General features: G+C 61.7%; 19 protein-coding genes. 10 read left to right on the plus strand and 9 right to left on the minus strand.

Annotation, left to right across the window (positions count from 1 at the left end):
• Complete coding sequence (locus tag DK391_RS32450; RefSeq protein ID WP_109482097.1) at positions 1 to 948, minus strand: LysR family transcriptional regulator; 948 nt, start codon at positions 946 to 948, stop codon at positions 1 to 3.
• Positions 949 to 1066: 118 nt separating this feature from the next.
• On the opposite strand from DK391_RS32450, the gene DK391_RS32455 reads away from it, so the two are divergent.
• A complete protein-coding gene (locus DK391_RS32455; RefSeq protein WP_109482098.1) occupies positions 1067 to 1924 on the plus strand; it encodes an oxidoreductase in 858 nt (285 codons plus the stop codon).
• A 110-nt stretch (positions 1925 to 2034) separates the two neighbouring features.
• On the opposite strand, the gene DK391_RS32460 is transcribed toward DK391_RS32455, so the two are convergent.
• A complete protein-coding gene (locus DK391_RS32460) occupies positions 2035 to 2928 on the minus strand; it encodes a hypothetical protein (RefSeq protein WP_109482099.1) in 894 nt (297 codons plus the stop codon).
• Positions 2929 to 3242: 314 nt separating this feature from the next.
• On the minus strand, positions 3243 to 3548 hold the full coding sequence (locus DK391_RS32465; RefSeq protein ID WP_109482122.1) for a hypothetical protein: 306 nt from the start codon (positions 3546 to 3548) through the stop codon (positions 3243 to 3245).
• 364 nt (positions 3549 to 3912) lie between these two features.
• Between DK391_RS32465 and DK391_RS32470 the strand changes: the two genes are divergently transcribed.
• Both DK391_RS32470 and DK391_RS32475 read left to right on the plus strand, forming a co-directional pair.
• A complete protein-coding gene (locus tag DK391_RS32470) occupies positions 3913 to 4350 on the plus strand; it encodes a DoxX family protein (protein WP_162600965.1) in 438 nt (145 codons plus the stop codon).
• Positions 4351 to 4428: 78 nt separating this feature from the next.
• Complete coding sequence (locus DK391_RS32475; RefSeq protein WP_109482101.1) at positions 4429 to 4905, plus strand: SgcJ/EcaC family oxidoreductase; 477 nt, start codon at positions 4429 to 4431, stop codon at positions 4903 to 4905.
• A gap of 94 nt (positions 4906 to 4999) precedes the next feature.
• Here DK391_RS32475 and kdgD read toward each other — a convergent pair whose 3' ends face one another.
• The 5 genes from kdgD to garL all read right to left on the minus strand — a co-directional run bounded on the left by kdgD (position 5000) and on the right by garL (position 10212).
• The gene (kdgD, locus tag DK391_RS32480; protein WP_109482102.1) at positions 5000 to 5917 is read right to left on the minus strand and encodes a 5-dehydro-4-deoxyglucarate dehydratase; all 918 of its coding nucleotides are present in this window, start codon (positions 5915 to 5917) and stop codon (positions 5000 to 5002) included.
• 83 nt (positions 5918 to 6000) lie between these two features.
• A complete protein-coding gene (gudD, locus tag DK391_RS32485) occupies positions 6001 to 7350 on the minus strand; it encodes a glucarate dehydratase (protein WP_109482103.1) in 1350 nt (449 codons plus the stop codon).
• A gap of 81 nt (positions 7351 to 7431) precedes the next feature.
• Entirely contained in the window at positions 7432 to 8493 is a 1062-nt protein-coding gene (locus DK391_RS32490; protein WP_109482104.1) for a beta-propeller fold lactonase family protein, read from the minus strand.
• Positions 8490 to 9383, minus strand: coding sequence for a 2-hydroxy-3-oxopropionate reductase (locus tag DK391_RS32495; RefSeq protein ID WP_109482105.1), 894 nt, complete (start codon positions 9381 to 9383; stop codon positions 8490 to 8492). The genes DK391_RS32490 and DK391_RS32495 overlap by 4 nt, the downstream gene beginning before the upstream one ends.
• A 43-nt stretch (positions 9384 to 9426) precedes the next feature.
• The gene (garL, locus tag DK391_RS32500) at positions 9427 to 10212 is read right to left on the minus strand and encodes a 2-dehydro-3-deoxyglucarate aldolase (RefSeq protein ID WP_109482106.1); all 786 of its coding nucleotides are present in this window, start codon (positions 10210 to 10212) and stop codon (positions 9427 to 9429) included.
• Between the two features lie 227 nt (positions 10213 to 10439).
• Between garL and DK391_RS32505 the strand changes: the two genes are divergently transcribed.
• Positions 10440 to 12023 carry an aldehyde dehydrogenase (NADP(+)) gene (locus DK391_RS32505; RefSeq protein WP_109482107.1) on the plus strand — a complete coding sequence of 528 codons (1584 nt, stop codon included), beginning with the start codon at positions 10440 to 10442 and terminating at the stop codon, positions 12021 to 12023.
• Positions 12024 to 12140: 117 nt separating this feature from the next.
• Here DK391_RS32505 and DK391_RS32510 read toward each other — a convergent pair whose 3' ends face one another.
• Positions 12141 to 12902: a FadR/GntR family transcriptional regulator gene (locus DK391_RS32510; RefSeq protein WP_109482108.1), complete on the minus strand. Its 762-nt coding sequence runs from the start codon at positions 12900 to 12902 to the stop codon at positions 12141 to 12143.
• 497 nt (positions 12903 to 13399) lie between these two features.
• Here DK391_RS32510 and DK391_RS32515 point away from each other — a divergent pair, with 497 nt between their 5' ends.
• The 6 genes from DK391_RS32515 to DK391_RS32540 all read left to right on the plus strand — a co-directional run bounded on the left by DK391_RS32515 (position 13400) and on the right by DK391_RS32540 (position 20096).
• Complete coding sequence (locus tag DK391_RS32515; protein WP_109482109.1) at positions 13400 to 14548, plus strand: porin; 1149 nt, start codon at positions 13400 to 13402, stop codon at positions 14546 to 14548.
• A gap of 241 nt (positions 14549 to 14789) precedes the next feature.
• The gene (locus tag DK391_RS32520) at positions 14790 to 15608 is read left to right on the plus strand and encodes a flagellin domain-containing protein (protein WP_109482110.1); all 819 of its coding nucleotides are present in this window, start codon (positions 14790 to 14792) and stop codon (positions 15606 to 15608) included.
• A gap of 148 nt (positions 15609 to 15756) precedes the next feature.
• Positions 15757 to 16920 carry a GGDEF domain-containing protein gene (locus DK391_RS32525; protein WP_109482111.1) on the plus strand — a complete coding sequence of 388 codons (1164 nt, stop codon included), beginning with the start codon at positions 15757 to 15759 and terminating at the stop codon, positions 16918 to 16920.
• A gap of 155 nt (positions 16921 to 17075) precedes the next feature.
• Positions 17076 to 17555 carry a DUF1348 family protein gene (locus tag DK391_RS32530; protein WP_109482112.1) on the plus strand — a complete coding sequence of 160 codons (480 nt, stop codon included), beginning with the start codon at positions 17076 to 17078 and terminating at the stop codon, positions 17553 to 17555.
• Positions 17556 to 17892: 337 nt separating this feature from the next.
• Positions 17893 to 19113, plus strand: coding sequence for an ABC transporter substrate-binding protein (locus tag DK391_RS32535; RefSeq protein WP_109482113.1), 1221 nt, complete (start codon positions 17893 to 17895; stop codon positions 19111 to 19113).
• 107 nt (positions 19114 to 19220) lie between these two features.
• A complete protein-coding gene (locus tag DK391_RS32540; RefSeq protein WP_109482114.1) occupies positions 19221 to 20096 on the plus strand; it encodes a branched-chain amino acid ABC transporter permease in 876 nt (291 codons plus the stop codon).
• The last annotated feature ends 4 nt before the right edge of the window (positions 20097 to 20100 follow it).

Consider the following 20100-nt stretch of genomic DNA (forward strand, 5'->3'; position numbering starts at 1 on the left):
TCAGGCGATCGACCTGCGTGCTGCGCGCAGTTCATCAGGCGCCAGATAGAACGTCGTATTGTCGGCGAGTTTGTCGATCATGAAATCGATGAACGTCCTCACGCGTCGCGGCTGCTCGGTGCGCGAGCGATAGTAGACGTAGACCGATTCGCGCTGCGTCATGTGCTGCATGAGCAGCGGAACCAGCCGTCCACTGCGGATGTGCGACACCGCCGAAAAACTGCCGAGTTGCCCGATAGCCAGACCCGCGAGCACGGCGTCGGTCTCCGCGTCGATGTCGTTCGCGCAGAGTGTCGCGGGCACGTCGCGATAGACGATTTCATTACCGATCAGAAACTCCCACGGTGCCAGCTTGCCGGTGTTCGCGCGACGGTATCCCGTGCAGCGATGCGCATCGAGATCGTCGACGCTCGACGGCGTGCCGTGTCGTTCGAGATAGGCCGGCGACGCACACACGATCAGCTGAATAGGCAGCAACCGCCGCGCAATCGTGCCGCCCGCAGGCGGTGAGCCGCCGCGAAAACCGACGTCGGCGCGATCGCTGACGAGATCGGTGAAATGGTCGTCGAAGCGCACGTCCAGTTGGACGTCAGGGTAGAGCGCGGCGAATTCCAGCACGGACTGCCACAGCACCGCGCGGCCGAGCGCCATGGGCGCGCTCACGCGCAACGGGCCCGCGACTTCGTCTTTGGCGCGGCGAGCGTCGTCGATAGCCGACGACAGCGTCGCGAGCGCCGGTTCGACGCTTTGCAGCAGCCGCTCGCCTTCCTCCGTCAGGCTCAGCTTGCGGGTGGTGCGGTGAAAGAGCCGCACGCCCAGCGACTTTTCAAGCTGCATCACCGCGTGGCTGGCCGCCTGCGGCGAGATGCCCTGATCCACGGCTGCCTTGCGCAGATTGCCGAGCGTGGCGGCGCGCACGAAGATCGAAATGGCGCGGACCTCGTTCATCGCCTGTCTCCGATTCGCAAATAAAAGTTGATTATCAGTCTAGCAATTGATGGCTAGTTTATGCGAATCGGGCGGCCTATTCTTCGTTACACCTTCACCACGAACGTAGGAGCAGCAAATGAGCAACGCCACCCAACAACAGTTCAAGCGCGTCTGGTTCATCACGGGCGCTTCGCGCGGTCTGGGCGCGCTGATCGCCCAGGCGGCACTCGCCGACGGCAACGCCGTGGTCGCTGCGGGCCGCAATGCCGCCGCGATCGTCGAGCGTCTCGGCGAATCGCCGGCCTTGCTGCCCGTCGCACTCGACGTGACGAACGAAGCGCAGGCGAAAGCCGCCGTCGAGGCTGCCATCGAAAAGTTCGGCCGCAGCGACGTGCTGATCAACAACGCCGGTTTCGGCCTGCTCGCTGCCGTCGAGGAATCGAGCGACGCGGACGTGCGCCGCATGTACGACACCAACGTTTTTGGTCTGCTGAATGTGACGCGCGCCGTGCTGCCCGTGATGCGCAAGCAGCGCTCGGGGCACGTGATCAACATGTCGTCGATTGGCGGGTATCGCTCGGGTCCGGGCTTTGGCGTGTACTGCTCGACCAAGTTCGCCGTCGAAGGCATCACGGAAGCGTTGCACGCCGAACTGGCTCCGCTTGGCATTCACGCAACGGTGGTCGAGCCGGGCTATTTCCGCACGGATTTTCTCGACGCGACGTCGCTGGTGGTCGGCAAGGAGATCATCGACGATTACGACGAGACGTCGGGCAATGTGCGCCGCTTCGCGGTCGGCATGAATCACAACCAGCCGGGCAACCCTGACAAGCTGGCGGCGGCGATGGTCACGCTGGTCGATGCGCAAACGCCGCCGCTGCGCCTGCCGCTCGGCACGGATACGCTGAAGGCGATCGGCGATAAGAACGCCTTCGTGACGGCGGAAACGGAAACGTGGAAGGCACTGTCGGCATCGACTGATTTTGCTGAGTGAGTCGTGATCGATAGCGTGTGAGAACGCGCGAAAGCGTGAAGATGAAAAGCAACGGCGCCGCTGCGAGAGCAGGCGGCGCCGTTGTCTTATATGCAGGCCGAAGAAGCGCGTTACTTTGGCGGTGGCAGCGACGGATCGAGCTTGGCGGAATCGTGCACCAGTTGATCCGTCATCGCGGCTGCAACAGGGTTCGATCCCGCGCCGGGTTTCATCGCGCGTTGCTGATCCTGCTGCTCGGTGGTCGCGCGAACGGCTGACATGTCAGGCGGCGGCAGCGATGGATCTAGCCTGGCGGAATCGCGCACCAGTTGATCCGTGTGGGCCGCGCCCGTCTGGGACGAACCGCGATTCGCGTTGCTGCGCTGATCGGTGTGCGTGGATGCGCTGAGGTTGGCAGACGGTGACGTCGTCGGCGGCGGCAGCGACGGATCGAGTTTCGCCGACTCCTTGACCAGTTCATCCGTTTCCGGCGTCGAACCTTGCTGGGTGGTTTGCGGGCGGCGTTCCAGGCTGCTGTCGCGTCCGCGTTGCGTGCGTGGAGCGGGTACGACCCTGGGTGCTCCCGCGTCCTGTACGTTCACCGAAGCAACGGCTGTCGGTTGCGACGGTTGCGTCGGTTTGGCGGGGGGGGGCGGTTGTGTCGCAACGGCAGTGGGTGCGGGCACTACTGCGGCAGGTGCAGGTGCGACGGGTGCAGGCGCCGCTGCTACCGGTGCGGTTGCTTTGGCTGCCGGTTTTGCAGGCGCAGGGACGCTCGGCTGCTGCATGACAACGGCTCGATTCGTGCTCTCAGTCGACGGTTCTGACTGGCCGATGCTGCCTTCCGTCATGTGATTTTCACTGACGTTCGAATCGACGGCAGGCGGGCGCACGGATTCATCCATGCCCGCGGTAGCCTCGGCCGTTGCGCGGCGGTCTGCCTGCAACACCATCAGGTAGGTGGTCAATGCTGCGCCGAGCACGAGGCCGGCGAGAATCATCAAGATCTTTCGGGTGGTCATCATACTGGCTGACGCTCGTTCAAACGGCGCGGGCGCGTCGTGTTCGGCGACGGCTCGCGACTTTAATCAGACCAATGCCAGCAAGTGGCGAGCCTGACAAGTGGAAACACGCGGGCGATAAGGGGAGAAGCGCGCTTTCCCGTGCGGGAGCATCCATACGGAAAGTCCCGGACGAGCCGTCCGAAAAGGGACGAAGACTGCCGCGTGCATGAAACGCGGCGAGTCGAAGCTACTCCGATTATCGAACGCTTCGGTTTAGTTTGCGTGTCGAGAACGGGCGCACTGACGGCGCGCTGATTGGACAACTAATCGTCTGATCAATCCCAGGGACTGGGGGCGAACAATCCCTGTTGCCTGCGCATGCCACGCCGCAGGAACCAGTGCCGCACGGCACTGAGCTTGCGCGGCAAGCCCGGCATCCGATTGCCTTCGATGCGGGCTTTTGCGCATGACGTCGCGTACTCGATCGCCTCTTCCTCGGAAGAAAAGTAGCCGAGGATGCCAAAGGCTTTACGCCGTCCGCTCGGGCCGGTGACGAACACGCTGGCCGCGTATCCGCGAGCGCCGACGGACGCAAGTGGGATGATGACGTGGCTTCGGTAATGCACTGCGTGCCTGTCCATGATCATCCTCCGGGGTTTGCCCTGGTGACATGGTACACGGTACGAAAGCATGGCCGCAATGGATTGCGGGCGGGAAAAATAATTCGCCGATGCTTTGAGGCTCGTGGCGCATTGTGCAGGCAAATGTTCTTATCGTCGGTTAATTGTCTTTTTGTCAGTTTTATTTTTTATTTTTTGATGTTCGCGCTTGTGGTTGGGTGCGTGTTCTTGCGGGCATGCGCAGAGGTAACAGCACATGCCATCGACAGCAACATCCAAGCCGTTCGACTCGCTCGAACGACACGTTCGCCATTCGCCGTCTGTTCATGTCCCAGGCCCATGCCTATCGTTCCGAGCACGTAGATATCGGAATGAGAGGACTGCGATGGACGACGATTACCGATGGTTTGATCTACCCACGCGCCTGTTGATGGCAGCGTTATTTTTGCAATCGGGTATCGGCAAACTGCTCGATCGCGCAGATACCGAAGCCTACATGCGGGCATTCGATCTCCCGAGCTTCCTGTTGTGGCCGGCAGCCGTGTGGGAACTCATCGCTAGCGTGCTGCTGGCGCTGGGACTCGGCACCCGATGGGTCGCTTTGCTGTTGTCGGGCTGGTGCCTGCTCACAGCCGTGATTTTTCACACCGACTTCACAGATCAGCTCATGCAGATCATGTTCTTCAAGAACATGGTGATGGCGGGCGGTTTCATTGCAGTGGCAAGGTCGGGCGCGCCGGGGCTGAGTATCGATAGCTGGCTCACGCAACGGCGTAGCGTCAATGCACGCGAGGACAGGCGGATGACGGCAGGCCGCTGGTGAGCATCTGATGACACGAAAACCGGGCCGGCACGCATCGGCCACGCGTTTCGCGCGATCAACGGCGGCGGGAGAGCAAACATGTTCGATGTGCGAAAAGCGCTGCTGTTCTGCCTTTGCTTCCTGCCGCTGGCGATGGGGTGGTGGGTGGTGGCAGCCGAGCCCGAAGACCAACCGGCAACATCCACGACAACGCGTTGGGTAAAGGAATGGAATGCGCACGATGCCATCGCGCTTGGCAATCTGCTGACTCCGGATGCCGAATTCGTGCTGGTGAGCGGCATGCTGCTACGCGGACGCGAAGACTTCACGCTCTGGCATGGTCAATTGTTCGCGGGCAGGTACGGGAAAAGCGTGTTTCGGCAAGACGGTCCCGCCGAATTGACCATGATCCGGCCGGATATCGCGTTGATTCACTGGCGCTGGTCGATCAGCGGTGTCGAGAATCCGGATGGAAATCCGGTGGCCGCTTATCGCGGTATTTTCACCTGGGTATTGATCAAGACCGACGGCCAATGGCTGATACGTGCCGCGCAGAATACGATCGATGAAGAATAGTGTGGCGTGAGAGGGCGCGCTTGCTCACAACCGCAGCCCAGCCATCAAAACCATCCATGGCCGGGCCGCGATTTCGTTCACATGACGCTAGCGATTACTGTGCGCCAAGCTTCTTGATCAGCGCGCCGAGCTGCGCCGTTTCTTCTTCGTTGAGATCCGTCAGCGGTGCACGAACCGGGCCGGCATCATGACCGACCAGCTTCGCGCCCGCTTTCACGATACTCACCGCGTAGCCCTGACGGCGATTGCGGATCTGCAGGTACGGCAGGAAGAATTCATCGAGCAGGCGGTCCGTCGTGACGTGGTCGTTAGCGGCGATCGCGCGATAGAACTCCATCGCCGTCTTCGGAATAAAGTTAAACACTGCCGACGAGTACACCGGCACGCCCAGCGCCTTGTACGCAGCGGCATACACTTCAGCCGTCGGCAGGCCGCCAAGGTACGAGAAGCGATCGCCCATGCGGCGGCGGATCGTCACCATGCTTTCGATGTCGCCCACACCATCCTTGAAGCCGATCAGATTCGGGCACTTGTCGGCGAGACGCTCGAGCGAATCGGCATTGAGCTTCGAGTTCGCGCGGTTGTAGACGATCACGCCCATGTTCTTCACGGCCTTGCACACCTGCTCGACGTGCGCGGCGATGCCTTCCTGCGACGCTTCCGTCAGATAGTGCGGCATCAGCAGCACGCCTTGCGCGCCGTTACGCTCGGCTTCCTGCGCATATTCGATTGCGACGCGCGTCGGGCCGCCTGCACCGGCCAGAATCGGCACCTTGCCCTTGCAGGTTTCCGTTGCCGTGCGGATCACGTTCGAGTACTCGGACTTCGTCAGCGAGAAGAACTCGCCCGTACCGCCGGCGGCAAAGAGTGCCGTCGCGCCATACGGCGCAAGCCATTCGAGACGCGCGGCATAGGTGTCGGGACGGAAGTCGCCGTTGCTGTCGAAGTCGGTGATGGGGAACGACAGCAGGCCTTCGGAGACGATCGCTTTGAGTTCTTGTGGCGTGGTCATGATTGTGTTTGCGTTGAAATGTCAGTCAGGGTTGGCGGCCACGCGGGCCGCATTGTTCACGAGTGGAGCGAAGCTTCGCTGGTTTAGCGCACGAGGCAAGGGCGCTTGTTGTCGAACTTCCAGTTGGGGATCAGGTACTGCATCGCGACACCGTCGTCGCGCGCGCCAAGGCCATGTTGCTGATACAGCGCGTGCGCTTTCTCGACTGCATCCATGTCGAGTTCGATGCCGAGGCCGGATCTGGCCGGCACCTTTACCTTGCCGCCGACGATCTGCAGCGGATCGCGCGTCAGATACTGGCCGTCCTGCCAGATCCAGTGCGTGTCGATGGCGGTGATCTTGCCCGGCGCGGCTGCCGCGACATGCGTGAACATGGCCAGCGATACGTCGAAGTGATTGTTCGAATGCGAGCCCCATGTGAGGCCCCAGTCGTTGCACATCTGCGCGACGCGCACCGAGCCTTGCATGGTCCAGAAGTGCGGATCGGCCAGAGGAATATCGACTGATTGCAGCTGGATCGCGTGGCCCATCTGACGCCAGTCGGTGGCGATCATGTTGGTTGCCGTGGGCAGGCCCGTGGCGCGGCGGAACTCAGCCATCACTTCGCGGCCCGAATAGCCGTTCTCCGCGCCGCACGGATCTTCTGCGTACGCCAGCACGTCGTGCTGGTCGCGGCACAGCCGGATCGCTTCGGCCAGCGACCAGGCACCGTTCGGATCGAGCGTCACGCGTGCTTCGGGGAAGCGCTCGGCGAGGGCCGTGACCGCTTCGATTTCAGCGTCGCCCGCGAGCACGCCGCCTTTCAGCTTGAAGTCGTTGAAGCCATAGCGCGCTTGTGCTGCCTCGGCCAGACGCACGACGGTTTCGGGCGTCATGGCTTCTTCCGTGCGCAGACGCTCCCACGCGTCGCGCCCTTCTGCGCCGCTCGCGTAGGGCAGGTCCGTCTTGTTGCGGTCGCCGATGTAGAACAGATAGCCGAGCATTTCGACTTCGTCGCGTTGCTGGCCTTCGCCGAGCAGCGCGGCGACGGGCACGTTCAGATGCTGGCCGAGCAGGTCCAGGAACGCGGCTTCGAGCGCGGTGACGGCGTGGATCGTGGTGCGCAGATCGAAGGTCTGCAGGCCGCGACCGCCTGCGTCGCGGTCTGCGAACTGCTTGCGCACCTTGTTGAGCACGGCCTGCAGATTACCGATCGACTGGCCGACCACGAGCGGACGCGCGTCGTCGATGGTCTTGCGGATATTCTCGCCGCCCGGCACTTCGCCGACGCCGCTGTTGCCTGCGCTGTCGCGCAGAATCACGATATTGCGTGTGAAGAACGGGCCATGTGCGCCGCTCAGGTTCATCAGCATGCTGTCGCGGCCAGCAACAGGAATCACGCGCAATTCAGTGACGGTGGGAGCGCCTTGGGCCTGGGATGCAATCGTAGACATGAGAGTCGGTCCTGGGTTCGGTTCCGAAAAGTGGCCGTTGAGAGCCAGTGAAATTCAGTGAAAGCGGAGTGATGCGAGCGCTCAGGTTTGCGCGACGATTTCGACCCAGTTCGCGCCGCGTCCGCCTTCGCAGCGCGACAAGGCGGAAAGGGCGCCGGAACCGGCATCGATGGCATACACGACGACCTGTGTGGACCGTTCACCGCACGCGACCAGGTAGCGGCCAGACGGGTCGATCCTGAAGCCGCGCGGCTGCGCTTCGGTATCGGTGAAGCCTGCGTAGTCGAGCGAGCCATCACCGTTCACGCGATACGCGATCAGGCGGCTCGACGTGCGCTCTGCGACGTAGATGAAGCGGCCATCGGGCGTTACCTGAAGGTCGGCAGCCCACACCAGCGTGGCCGCCGTTGCTGCATCGACTTGCGCGGTGCGCGGGTAGCCGTCGTTCAGATGCGCAAGTGCCGGCGCACGCGGCGCAATGCTGCGCGCCGACAGCTTGCCTGTTTCGCTATCGCGCGCGAACACGGCGACGGTCGCGCGAAATTCGCTCGATACGTACAGCGTTTTTCCATCGGGCGAGAAGCGCAGATGACGCGCGCCGAAGCCCGCTTCCACCGGCACTTTCTGCACGAGTTCGAGCGACATGTCGTCAGCGTTACGCACGATGGCGAAGCAGAACACCGTGTCGGCGCCGAGCGATGCCGCGTACGCAAAGCGTCCGTCTGCCGAAGCAATCACGGAGTGCGCGTGCTGGATGCCGTCCACCACCTGGCGCGGCGCGAGTTCGCCCTGCTTCAGTGCGTTCGCGCGATACAGGCTCACGGAAGAGTCGCCATACGATGCGCCGAGCAGCCAGTCGTCGGACGGTGTCAGCGACACATACGCGAGGCTCGATTCAATCGATGCATGATGAAGCTGCGCGAGGCGGCCCGTGTTCGAATCGAACGAATACGTGACGATGCTTCGCTGCGCGCCGCGCGTGGCCGCGTGCAACACGCGGCTGTCGCTGGATAGCGCGAGCGGCATGACGGTATCGCCCGCGGGATGACGCGCGATGCGTTCGATCGCGCCTGTCGAGCCGTCGATGCGGAAGACAGCGAGATCGCCGTCTTCCGCGTTCGAAACGATGGCGAATAACGTCATTTCTGCTGCTGCCCGATTTCGTGATCGGCGAGGTATTCGAGCGCGCGAACCATGCCCGAGTGATCCCATGCCTTGCCGCCGTGCGCCGCGCATGCGTTGAACAGCGCCTGGCAGGTGGCCGTGTTGGGCAGCGAAACACCCAGCGATTGCGCCGTGGCCAGCGACAGATTCAGGTCCTTCTGATGCAGTTCGATACGGAAGCCCGGATTGAAGGTGCGCTTGGTCATGCGCTCGCCGTGCACTTCGAGAATGCGCGACGCCGCGAAGCCGCCCATCAGTGCCGTGCGGACCTTTTCTGCATCCACGCCCGCTTTCGATGCCAGCAGCAGCGCTTCGCCCACGGCCTCGATGGTCGCGGCGACGATCACCTGATTCGCGACCTTGCAGATCTGGCCGGCCCCGACTTCGCCGATCAGCGAGACGTTCTTGCCCATCATGTCGAACATCGGCTTGACCGTGTCGAACGTGGCTTGTGCGCCGCCGACCATGATGGTCAGCGAGGCCGCTTTCGCGCCGACTTCGCCGCCCGATACCGGCGCGTCGAGATAGTCGGCGCCTTTCTCACGCACGCGCGCTGCGAACTCGCGGGTGGCGATAGGGGAGATCGAGCTCATGTCGACCACGATCTGTCCTGCGCGCAGTGTGCTCGCCACGCCGTTCTCGCCGAACAGCACGCGTTCGACGTCGGGCGTGTCGGGCACCATGATGAAGATCACGTCGGCTTTGGCCGCGACATCGGCGGGACTCGCGCAAGCGGTCACGCCTGCCTGCGTCAGTTCGTCGGGCACGCCACTGCGCGTGAAGGCCGCGAGTTCGACGCCGTTCTTGCGAAGATTGGCTGCCATGGGCTTGCCCATGATGCCGAGTCCGATGAAGCCTGCTGTTTGCATTCGCTACTCCAGAGTGTGTGTTGTGAGATGCCGCTCGTCGGAATCAGGCTGGCATGAAGTGCTGGCGAACGTTCAGCGCGCCGCTGCGCAGCAAGCCCATGTCGGCACAAACGGAAACGATCGTGCTGCCCATGCCGAGATAGCGCTCGGCATCCTGCTGCACGTGCGCGAGGATGCCGGACGGTTTGCCCGCCGCTTTCGCGCGTTCGAACACATGCGTGATGGCCTGCTGGACATCGGCGTGACCGGCGTTGCCCAGATGGCCGTGCGCGGCGGCGAGATCCGACGGCCCGATGAACACGCCGTCCACGCCGTCGACTGCGAGAATCTGGTCGATCGCCGCGACGGCTGCGCGGCTTTCGATCTGCACGATGACGCAGATGTTGTCGTTGACCACCTGCAGATAGTCGGTCACCGATCCATAGCGATTGCCGCGTTGACCGACCGAGACGCCACGGATGCCGTGCGGCGGGTAGCGGGTGGCGGCCACTGCGCGGCGGGCGTCGTCGACGCTGTCGACGAAAGGAATCAGGAAATTGAAGAAGCCCGCGTCGAGCATGCGCTTGATGATGACGTTGTCGTTGGACGGCGGGCGCACGATGGGCGCGGAGCGGCTGTCTTTGAGCGCCATCAGCTGCGGTATCAGCGTGAGTTCGTCGTTGGGCGCGTGCTCGGCGTCGAGCAGGATCCAGTCGAAGCCCACGGTGCCGAGCAGGTCCGTGGTGATGGGGCTGGCGAGCGATGCCCAGCAGCCAATCAGGCGCTCTCCGTTTCTGACGGCGGTGCGAAAGCTGTTCGGCAGCGGTTGATACGGTGACGACAATGCCATCTCTATCTCCTGAGGCAGGCGATGTTTGCCCGCAGCGTGCGTCGTGTGAAACATGGTATGTCATAGGACGTCTGAAGACAAGATAAGTCGTCAGTTGACTGTGAGAAAGACTGGTAAACCCCTATCCTATGCGGCATAGGCCGCGCGGGAGGGGAATCGCGTTGCATTTTGGGTGCGCCGTGTTGTACGATGACCGATGTTGATCAAACACATGGAGAGAAGACATCGTGCAATTGACGGGTGACATGCTGATCGGGCGGCAAGCCGTTCGCGGGACGGACAGGGCACTGCGCGCATTGAATCCATCCACGGGCGAGGAGATTGCGGCGCCCGTGTTCGGCAGCGGGACGGTTGACGACGTCGCGCGGGCCTGCGCACTGGCCGCGCAAGCGTTCGACGCGTATCGGCATCTGCCGCTCGCGTTGCGCGCCGAGTTTCTCGAGCGCATTGCAGATGGCATCGTTGCGCTCGGCGACGCGCTGATCGAACGCGCGCACGCTGAGTCGGGCTTGCCGAAGGCGCGTCTGGAAGGCGAGCGCGCCCGCACGGCGGGCCAGTTGAAGCTGTTCGCCAATGAAGTGCGCGCGGGCCAATGGCTGGCTGCCACGCTCGATTCACCGCTGCCTGAGCGCAAGCCGCTGCCGCGCTCCGACCTGCGCATGCAGAAGATTCCCGTCGGGCCAGTGGCCGTGTTTGGCGCGAGCAACTTTCCGCTCGCGTTTTCAGTAGCGGGTGGCGACACGGCGGCGGCGCTGGCGGCGGGATGCCCGGTCGTCGTCAAGGCGCATCGCGCGCACCTCGGCACGTCGGAAATGGTTGGGCGTGTCATTCAGCGCGTGGCAACTAAGATGAACCTGCCCGAAGGCGTGTTCTCGATGATCGTCGGGGCGGGCGCCACCGTCGGCGAGGCGCTGGTTGCACATCCTGCCATCCAGGCGGTCGGCTTCACGGGGGCGCGCGCGGGTGGCACGTCGCTGATGAAGGTCGCCGCGAATCGCCCGGAGCCGATTCCCGTCTACGCGGAAATGAGCAGCATCAACCCGGTGTTTGTGTTGCCGGTTGCGCTTGCAGCGCGTGGTGAAGCCGTCGCGCGTGGTTTCGTCGATTCGCTCGCGTTGGGGGCCGGGCAGTTCTGCACGAATCCGGGGTTGGTGATCGGTATCGATGGTCCCGAACTGCAGGCGTTCACGCAAGCGGCCGCGCAGGCGCTCAATCAGAAGCCCGCGCAGACCATGCTTACGTCAGGCATCCATGGTGCGTATCAGGAAGGTGAGGCAAGGCTCGCGGCAATCGAAGGTGTCGAAGCCATCGCGCATGGCCTCGCAGCGACGGGTCCGACGCAGGCATGCGCGGCGCTATTCGTCACCGATGCCGAGGTGTTCCTGAACCGGCACGAACTGGAAGACGAAGTATTCGGACCGGCATCGACCATCGTGCGATGCAAGGACGAACAGACGCTGCTCGCCGTCGCCGAACATTTCGCCGGACAGTTGACGGCTACCATCGCAATGGATCGCGACGACGTGCCACTGGCGAAGAAACTGGTGCCGATTCTGGAGCGCAAGGCGGGACGCCTGCTGGTCAACGGATTTCCGACTGGCGTCGAAGTGTGTCACGCGATGGTGCATGGCGGGCCGTTTCCGGCAACAGCGGATAGCCGCGTGACATCGGTTGGCTCGACTTCGATCGATCGTTTCCTGCGCCCGGTGTGCTATCAGGATTTCCCGGCCGAACTATTGCCGGAGGCGCTGGCAGATGCTAATCCGCTTGGACTGTGGCGCCGCCGCGATGGACAGATCGTCAACGCGTGAGCATCTGACGGGCGCTTCACTGCCGTGTTCGCGGCAATGAAGTGGCGGCAATCGTCACTGCAATAAAAAAGCGGCCATGCATATGCATGGCCGCTTTAGCTTCAGCGTCCTACTGTTTCAATGCGCGCGTGTTGACGCTGCTTCGTCTGCCTGAGCGCTCGCGCGGCGCAGCCTTTCGCGGCTGCTCGACAGATGCATGCGCATCGCGGCGCGCGCGCCGTCCGGATCTTTACGCGCAATCGCATCGAGAATATTTTCATGCTCGAGATTCACGCGCGTCATATAGGCATTGAGATCGCTTTGCGCGAGGCTCGGTGAATCGACGCGATGCCGTGGAATCAGCGCAGTGCCGAGTTGCGTGAGAATGTCGACGAAATAGCGGTTGCCCGTCGCATTCGCAATCGAGATATGAAAGCGCAGATCGGCGGCCGTGCTGTCGCCGCCTGCGCGGCTCGTTTGTTCGATCGCGTCGAGCGCGGTGCGGATCTTCTCGATATCGCGTTCGCTCGCACGTTGCGCCGCGAGGCCGGCGCATTCCGTTTCGAGGCTGATACGCAGTTCGAGCACCGAGAGCACATCGTTCAACGTGGTAGCCGGCACCATGTCGAGACCGAGCGGCTCGCGGCGCGGTTCCAGAACGAAGCTGCCAATACCATGGCGCGTTTCGATGACGTTATTGGCCTGCATGCGTGAAATGGCTTCACGCACCACCGTCCGGCTGACGCCGAGCAATGACATCAACGTGGTTTCCGTCGGCAATTGATCGCCGGGCTTGAGCGCGTGCGAAGCAATCTGCTCGTTGACGAAAGCGACGACCTGATCCGCAAGGCTTCCGCGTACCCGCCTTGGGGTCGAACCTGGTGCTGCAGACGCGGCCATATAACGCTCCTGGGGATTTTCGAGATTTATCTCCATTATACGTTGTCCTACAACGAAAGGCCGAGCTGCGTCTCAGAATCAAATGGCCCTTCGAGGCGTGTGTGGTCAGGCGCTGAGGGCAACCAGCAAGCGTGTTCCATCCTGCTTGTCGGACATCTCATCGCGCGCCGAAACAGTGATCGGAATGACCGGTATCGAACTGGTTATGTGCAGCAAGATAGAAAGATTGCGAAACGCTCAATTGGGCGTTATGCGTTGACGTCAAAAAAGCCATCACCTAGATTTGCGCCTGTCCGGCAATCGCCTCATATTCTCGCTTTCCACGCAGATGAATGCTGATTTCGGACTTTGGCTATGTGATTTCACATAGCCTTTTTTCTTTTTATAAAAGTAGGATCGCTAACAAGTTGCATATAACCAACAAGTAATTTATCTATTTTTCAGCACTTGTATTCTCGCGGTCGCAATACATTTTTAAACGAGTGATAGAGGAACAGATGAAAAGAACGGCAATTGCAGCGGTTGCATTGACACTGGGCACGATGACGGTTGCGGCCCACGCGCAAAACAGTGTCACGCTCTACGGGCTTATCGATGCAGGCGTCGGCTACGTGCACAACGCCGACTCGAACAAGAATCTCACGGGCATGATCAACGGCAATCTCAGCGGCGACCGCTGGGGCCTGAAGGGCAGCGAAGATCTTGGCGGCGGCCTGAAGGCGATCTTCGCGCTGGAAAGCGGCTTCGACGTCGGCACGGGCAAGCTGGGCCAGGGTTCGCGCATGTTCGGCCGCCAGGCTTACGTGGGCTTCCAGGGCGACAAGTGGGGCACCGTCACATTGGGCCGCCAGTACGATCCGATCACGGATACCGTTCAGGGCGTCACGGCCGATAACTACTTCGGCTCCACGTTCGCAACGCCGGGCGACGTCGATAACAACGACAACAGCGCGCGCGTGTCGAACGCCGTCAAGTATGTGTCGCCGAACTACGCGGGCTTCCAGTTCGAAGGCCTGTACGCATTCAGCGGCGTCGCCGGCCAGACGGGCCAGGGCTATACGTATAGCGGCGCAGCAACGTATTCGGTCGGCAACCTGTCGCTGGCGGCGGGCTACCTGCGCGCCACCAACGACTCGGCAACGGGCACACGCACGAGCTGGACGAGCACCACGGATTCGATCTTCGACAGCCATATCAACGACGGTTACGTGAGCGCGAAGTCGGTCAGCATTGCGCAGGTGGGCGGCCAGTACGTGCTCGGCTCGGTGACGATGGGCGCGTCGTACAGCAACACGCAACTGAAGGCAGACGCGAGCTCGAGCTTCTCGTCGACCGAGAAGTACAACAGCGGCAAGGCATTCGTCGCCTATCAGGCAACGCCTGCCCTGATCGCGGGCATCGGCTACGCGTACACGGCGGCATCGGGCGATACGTCGGCGCATTACCATCAGGTCAGCCTGGGCGCGGACTACAACCTGTCCAAGCGCACGGACCTTTATGCCGTGGCCGCATATCAGCATGCAGCGGGCACGCAGCGTTTGTCGGATGGCACGACGCAGGCGGCGCAGGCATCGATTGGTTCGTATGGCTACAACGGCACGAGCTCGCAGGAGATCGCGATCGTCGGTATTCGCCACAAGTTCTGATTTATCGCCTCTGATATAAAAGCCCGCATGTGCAATTCGCACATGCGGGTTTTTTATTAAGTTTTAAAAATATCTGGTAAGAAAGTTCAGGTAAGCGTAAATGGCAGATATGAAAGGATTTGCACTCTTAATTTTGCCCGTATTGGACCGTTAGAAAAGAGGCGGCGTCGCGAATGAACGCTCTTATGCGGCGGCGATGCAAATAGTCCCTATTGGCAGATATTGAAGAACGAGGAAGCGAATGCTGAATATCAACACCAACATCATGTCGCTGACGGCGAAGAACAACCTGTCGGGATCGCAGAACGCGCTCTCGCAGGCAATCAGCCGTCTGTCGTCGGGTAAGCGGGTCAACTCCGCGGCCGACGACGCGGCAGGTCTCGCTATTTCGACCACGCAAACGTCGTCGATCAACGCGCTGACGCAAGGCGCGGCGAACGCGAACAACGGCATTTCGATGGTGCAGACCACCAACGGCGCGCTGCAATCGATCGTCGACAACCTGCAGCGTATCCGTCAGCTGGCGGTGGAAGCCGGTGACGGCTCGCTCGATTCCGATGCGCTTGCGAACCTGCAATCGGAAGTGTCGACGCGTCTGACGGAAATCACCCGCGTTGCGCAGCAAACCACCTTCAACGGCCAGGCGGTGCTGAATGGCATCGGCTCGGTCAACTTTCAGATTGGCGCGTTCGACAACCAGCAGATCACGGCTAACTTCGGTTCGCAGAAATGGGATGCGAGCAGTCTCGGCGTGAGCGGCCTGTCGGTTTCGTCGGCGTCGAGCGCGCAGGCGGCCATGAGCACGATCGACACGGTCCTGACCAGCGTCAACACCTTCCAGTCCACGCTGGGCGCGACGCAGAACACCTTCCAGGCGGCTATCTCGACGACGAACACGCAGGCCACCAATATGAGCTCCGCGCGTTCGCAGATCACCGACGCCGACTTCGCGACGGAAACGGCGAACCTGTCGAAGGCTCAGGTGCTGCAACAGGCGGGTATCTCGGTTCTGGCGCAGGCGAACTCGATGCCGCAGCAGGTTCTGAAGCTGCTCGAATAAAAGCCACGGACAAGGTCGATGGCGGCGCACACGTTTCTTGCGTCGCGCGACGCGTGCGCTGCCCGCGGTGAGGTATATTGCGGGGTTGTCTAGCAAGCAGGCATGAAACGTACGTGTTTTATGCCGCGAGCCCGCCTCCCGGAGCCGTATGCCAGCCTTCGATCTTCGCACCGTCATTCTGATGTCGTCAGTCATGCCCGGGCTGATGGCGCTTGTGATGTTTTCGCTCGGGCGTGGCTTTCCCGCCAATATCCGCGGTGTCGGGCATTGGGCCTGGGGCGCGCTGATCATCTCCTTGTCGGCGGTGCTGCTGGCGCTGCGCGGCGGCATTGCCGACTGGCTGTCAATGGTCGCCGGTAACGTTGGCCTGATCTTCGGCACGGGTTTGTGGCTGATCGGCAGTCAGCTGTTCTTCGGCGTGCGTGCTTCGCGGCGCCTCGTCGCACTGCTACTGGTCATCGCCGTTGTCGCCATGTGCTGGACGACCTGGGTGCATCCGTCCGCGCCCGCGCGCACGCTTTACATGTCGATCCTGCTGACGGTGACCTTCGGGCTGAACAGCCTGACGATGCTGCGCTTCGGCAAGGGCAGTGGCGCGGCGATCTTCGTCGGCTCGATGCAACTGGTGCAGACGGCCGTGACGGCCGTACGCGGCGCCTCGATGCTGGTGCCGGGATGGGCAGGCGAGGGACTGCTCGGGCCCGATCCCATGCAGCAGATCTATCTCATCACCAGTTCGCTGATGTCGCTGACCATGACGGTCGGCATTTTGCTCGTCGCCATGGAGCGGTTGCGTCATGAACTCGAGCAGCAATCGTTCATGGACCCGCTGACCGGGTTGCTCAACCGCCGCGCCTTTCTCGGCGCACACCAGCAGGAACGCGACAGGACCATGCGCACCGGTGGCCCGCTGTCGCTGCTGCTGATCGACCTCGATCACTTCAAGCAGGTCAACGATACCTATGGGCACGCAATGGGCGACCGCATTCTGGTCGACTTCGGCAAGCGTGTCGCCGCGATATTGCCGGTGCCGGGGCATGTCGCCCGCTGGGGCGGCGAAGAGTTCGCGGTGCTGTTGCCGCGTGTGGATCCCGACGAAGCGCGCGCCCATGCCGAGCGTATCCGCGAGCGCATCGCACAGCGCGACGATGCGACGCTGCCCGCCTATACGTGCAGCATCGGCGTGTCGTGCATGGCCGCGAGCGAAGCGACCATCGAGCAACTCGCGAGAGACGCCGACGAAGCGCTCTATGACGCTAAACGGGGTGGCCGCAATTGCGTGCGGCTAAGCGATCAGGTCATTCTGTTGTAGCCGTTTGCATGCGTCACAAAGATGGCGCGTTAAAAGGACGGCGCGCCAAGAGCGGCGCCCGTGCAAATCCTCAATCTCGCGCGACTCCGGACAAAGCGCTCAAGCCGACTTTGCGAATAATGACTCACACCGTCACTGTTCAGAGAGAGAAGTCGATGTCGAGCACTACCGAAGTTCGTCCGCCGCTGCCGCCGTTCACGCGCGAGACCGCAATCCAGAAGATCCGCCAAGCCGAAGATGGCTGGAATTCGCGCGATGCATCCAAAGTCGCGTTGGTGTATTCCACCGATACCTGGTGGCGTAACCGTGCCGAATTCGTGCAAGGCCGCGAAGCCGCGCGCGCATTTCTCGAACGCAAATGGAGCAAGGAATTCGAGTACCGCCTGATCAAGGAACTGTGGGCTTTTACCGATAACCGCATTGCGGTGCGCTTCGCCGATGACTGGCGCGACGATGCCGGCAACTGGTTCCGATCGTATGGTAACGAGAACTGGGAATTCGGTCCCGATGGCCTGATGCATCATCGTCATGCCAGCCTCAACGATTTGCCGATCAAGGAAAGCGAGCGCAAGTTCCATTGGCCGCTGGGCCGTCGTCCCGACGATCATCCTGGACTCAGCGATCTCGGACTCTAATTCACTCCGACCCGTTATCCATGCCTCATCACGCGTTAGCCGACTGAACAAGGTCGGCTAAACGCGCTTGCCTTTCACGTTGCGCGTGCAACCTTCGGTCGTTGTAATTGCACCGTTACAGTGCGTTCGTGCGCAAGCGCACTGAGCGTGCTGTCCCTTACTGCGTCCCTTACGGGTAACTCCGCATGGTGGCAAAAAGCTTACGATTTCTATACTAGGTTGCCGATCGATTGAAGGCGATCTGAAGGTGATTTGAAACCACGCCATTCACGCGAAAGGCGGCGTCGGGAGACAACCCGCGCCCGTCGAATATAAAAGACATGCTACGGAGACGAACATGGTACTTCGCCTGAAGAGCGTTGTTGCTGCGCTCGCATTGTGTGTGGTCGCAACGGGTGCCTATGCAGCCGATCCTATCAAGATCGGCGTGGATGGTCCTTTCACAGGCGGGTCATCGTCGATGGGCGTCAGCATGCGCGACGGCGTGCGGCTCGCGACGGCGGAGATCAACAAGGCAGGCGGCGTGCTCGGTCGGCCGATCGAACTGGTCGAACGCGACGACGAAGCGAAGAACGAACGCGGCGTGCAGATCGCGCAAGAACTCATCAACAAGGAAAACGTCGTCGCGGTGGTGGGCTACATCAACACGGGTGTCGCGCTGGCGTCGCAACGCTTCTTCCAGGAAGCTAAGATCCCTGTTTGCAATAACGTCGCGACGGGCAGTATCGTCACAAAACAGTTTGCGGATCAGCCGGATAACTATGTGTTCCGCAATGCCGCTGCCGACCGCATTCAGGCACCGATGATCGTCGAAGAAGCCGTTACGAAACGCGGCTTCAAGAAGGTCGCGATTCTCGCCGACTCGACCAATTACGGACAACTCGGCCGCGAAGATCTGGAAAAGGCACTCGCCGCCAAAGGCGTCAAGCCGGTCGCCGTCGAGAAGTTCAACATCAAGGACGTCGACATGACGGCCCAGTTGCTGAAGGCCAAAGACGCGGGCGCAGAAGCCGTGCTGACTTACGGCATCGGACCCGAACTCGCGCAGATCGCCAACGGCATGGCCAAGCTCGGCTGGAAAGTGCCGCTGATCGGCAGCTGGACGCTGTCGATGGCGAACTATATCGACAACGCCGGTCCGAACGGCGAAGGCGCGCGCATGCCGCAAACCTTCATTCAGGAGCCGAATACGGCGAAGCGCAAGGCGTTTATCGATGCTTATCTGAAGGAATTCAAGCCGAAGAACAACCGCATCGATTCGCCTGTTTCGGCGGCGCAAGGTTATGACTCGGTTTATCTGCTGGCTGCCGCGATCACGCAGGCAGGCTCGACGGATGGCCCGAAGGTGCGTGCCGCGCTCGAGAACCTCAACACGAAAGTGGAAGGCGTCGTGATGGTCTACGACAAGCCGTTCTCGCACGACGACCATGAGGCGATCAGCCCGAACGTGCCGGTGGTCGGCGAAGTGAAGGGTGGCCGCGTCGTCTACGCCTACGCCTACGACAACGACAAGAAAGGCGGCGGCCAGCTGCGCAGCAAGCAGGCATCCGCAAACTGAGCACCGCATGAACCGCAAAGCCGCAACCGCCCAACCGGCGGGTGCGGCTTTGTGCTACATGCAGCACAGCATCACATCCGGGGCGTTGCGTTTCGAGGCACTCGAATATGGCCATTCTTCTTCAGCTGATCTATAGCGGCATCGCGCTCGGCATGATCTACGCCGTGATCGCGTTCGGCTATCAACTCACGTTCGCGACATCCGGCACGCTGAATTTCGGTCAGGGCGACGCGCTGATGCTCGGCGCGCTGGTCGGCCTCACGCTGGTCACGCTGGGCGTCAACTACTGGCTGATGATTCCCATCGTGTGCGTGTTCGGCCTGTTGCAAGGCGCGTTTGTCGAGCGCATCGGCGTGCGGCCTGCCATCAGGATCAAATCCGAATTCGGCTGGATCATGTCGACCATCGCGCTCGGCATCATCTTCAAGAACGTCGCGGAAAACGGGTGGGGCCGCGACGATCTGCGCTTTCCATCGCCGCTGCCCGAAGCACCCATCAAGGTCTTCGGCGCCAACGTAGTGCCGATGGAACTGCTCGTGGTAGGCGGCGCGTTGCTACTGATGCTGGCCGTCGAGTTCTTCAACCGGCGCAGCATTTTCGGCAAGGCGGTCGTGGCCACTTCGAACGATCGCGATGCGGCCGCGCTGATGGGCATCAATACGGGGCTCGTCATCACGTTCTCGTATGCGCTATCGTCGCTGACGGCGGCGTTTGCAGGCGTGCTGATCGCGCCGCTCACGCTGACGGGTGCGACGATGGGCGCCGTGCTTGGACTCAAGGCGTTCGCGGTGGCGATCATCGGCGGATTGTCGTGCGGGCTGGGTATCGTGGGCGGCGGCGTGATACTCGGCATTGCCGAGACCACGACGGGCTTCTATATCTCGACAGGCTACAAGGACGTGCCGGGCCTCGTGCTGCTGCTGATCGTGCTCGCGCTGCGTCCCGCCGGACTGTTCGGCAAAACCGCCATCAAGAAAGTCTGAGGTC

Source organism: Paraburkholderia sp. C35, assembly GCF_003121405.1.
Classification (GTDB): domain Bacteria; phylum Pseudomonadota; class Gammaproteobacteria; order Burkholderiales; family Burkholderiaceae; genus Paraburkholderia.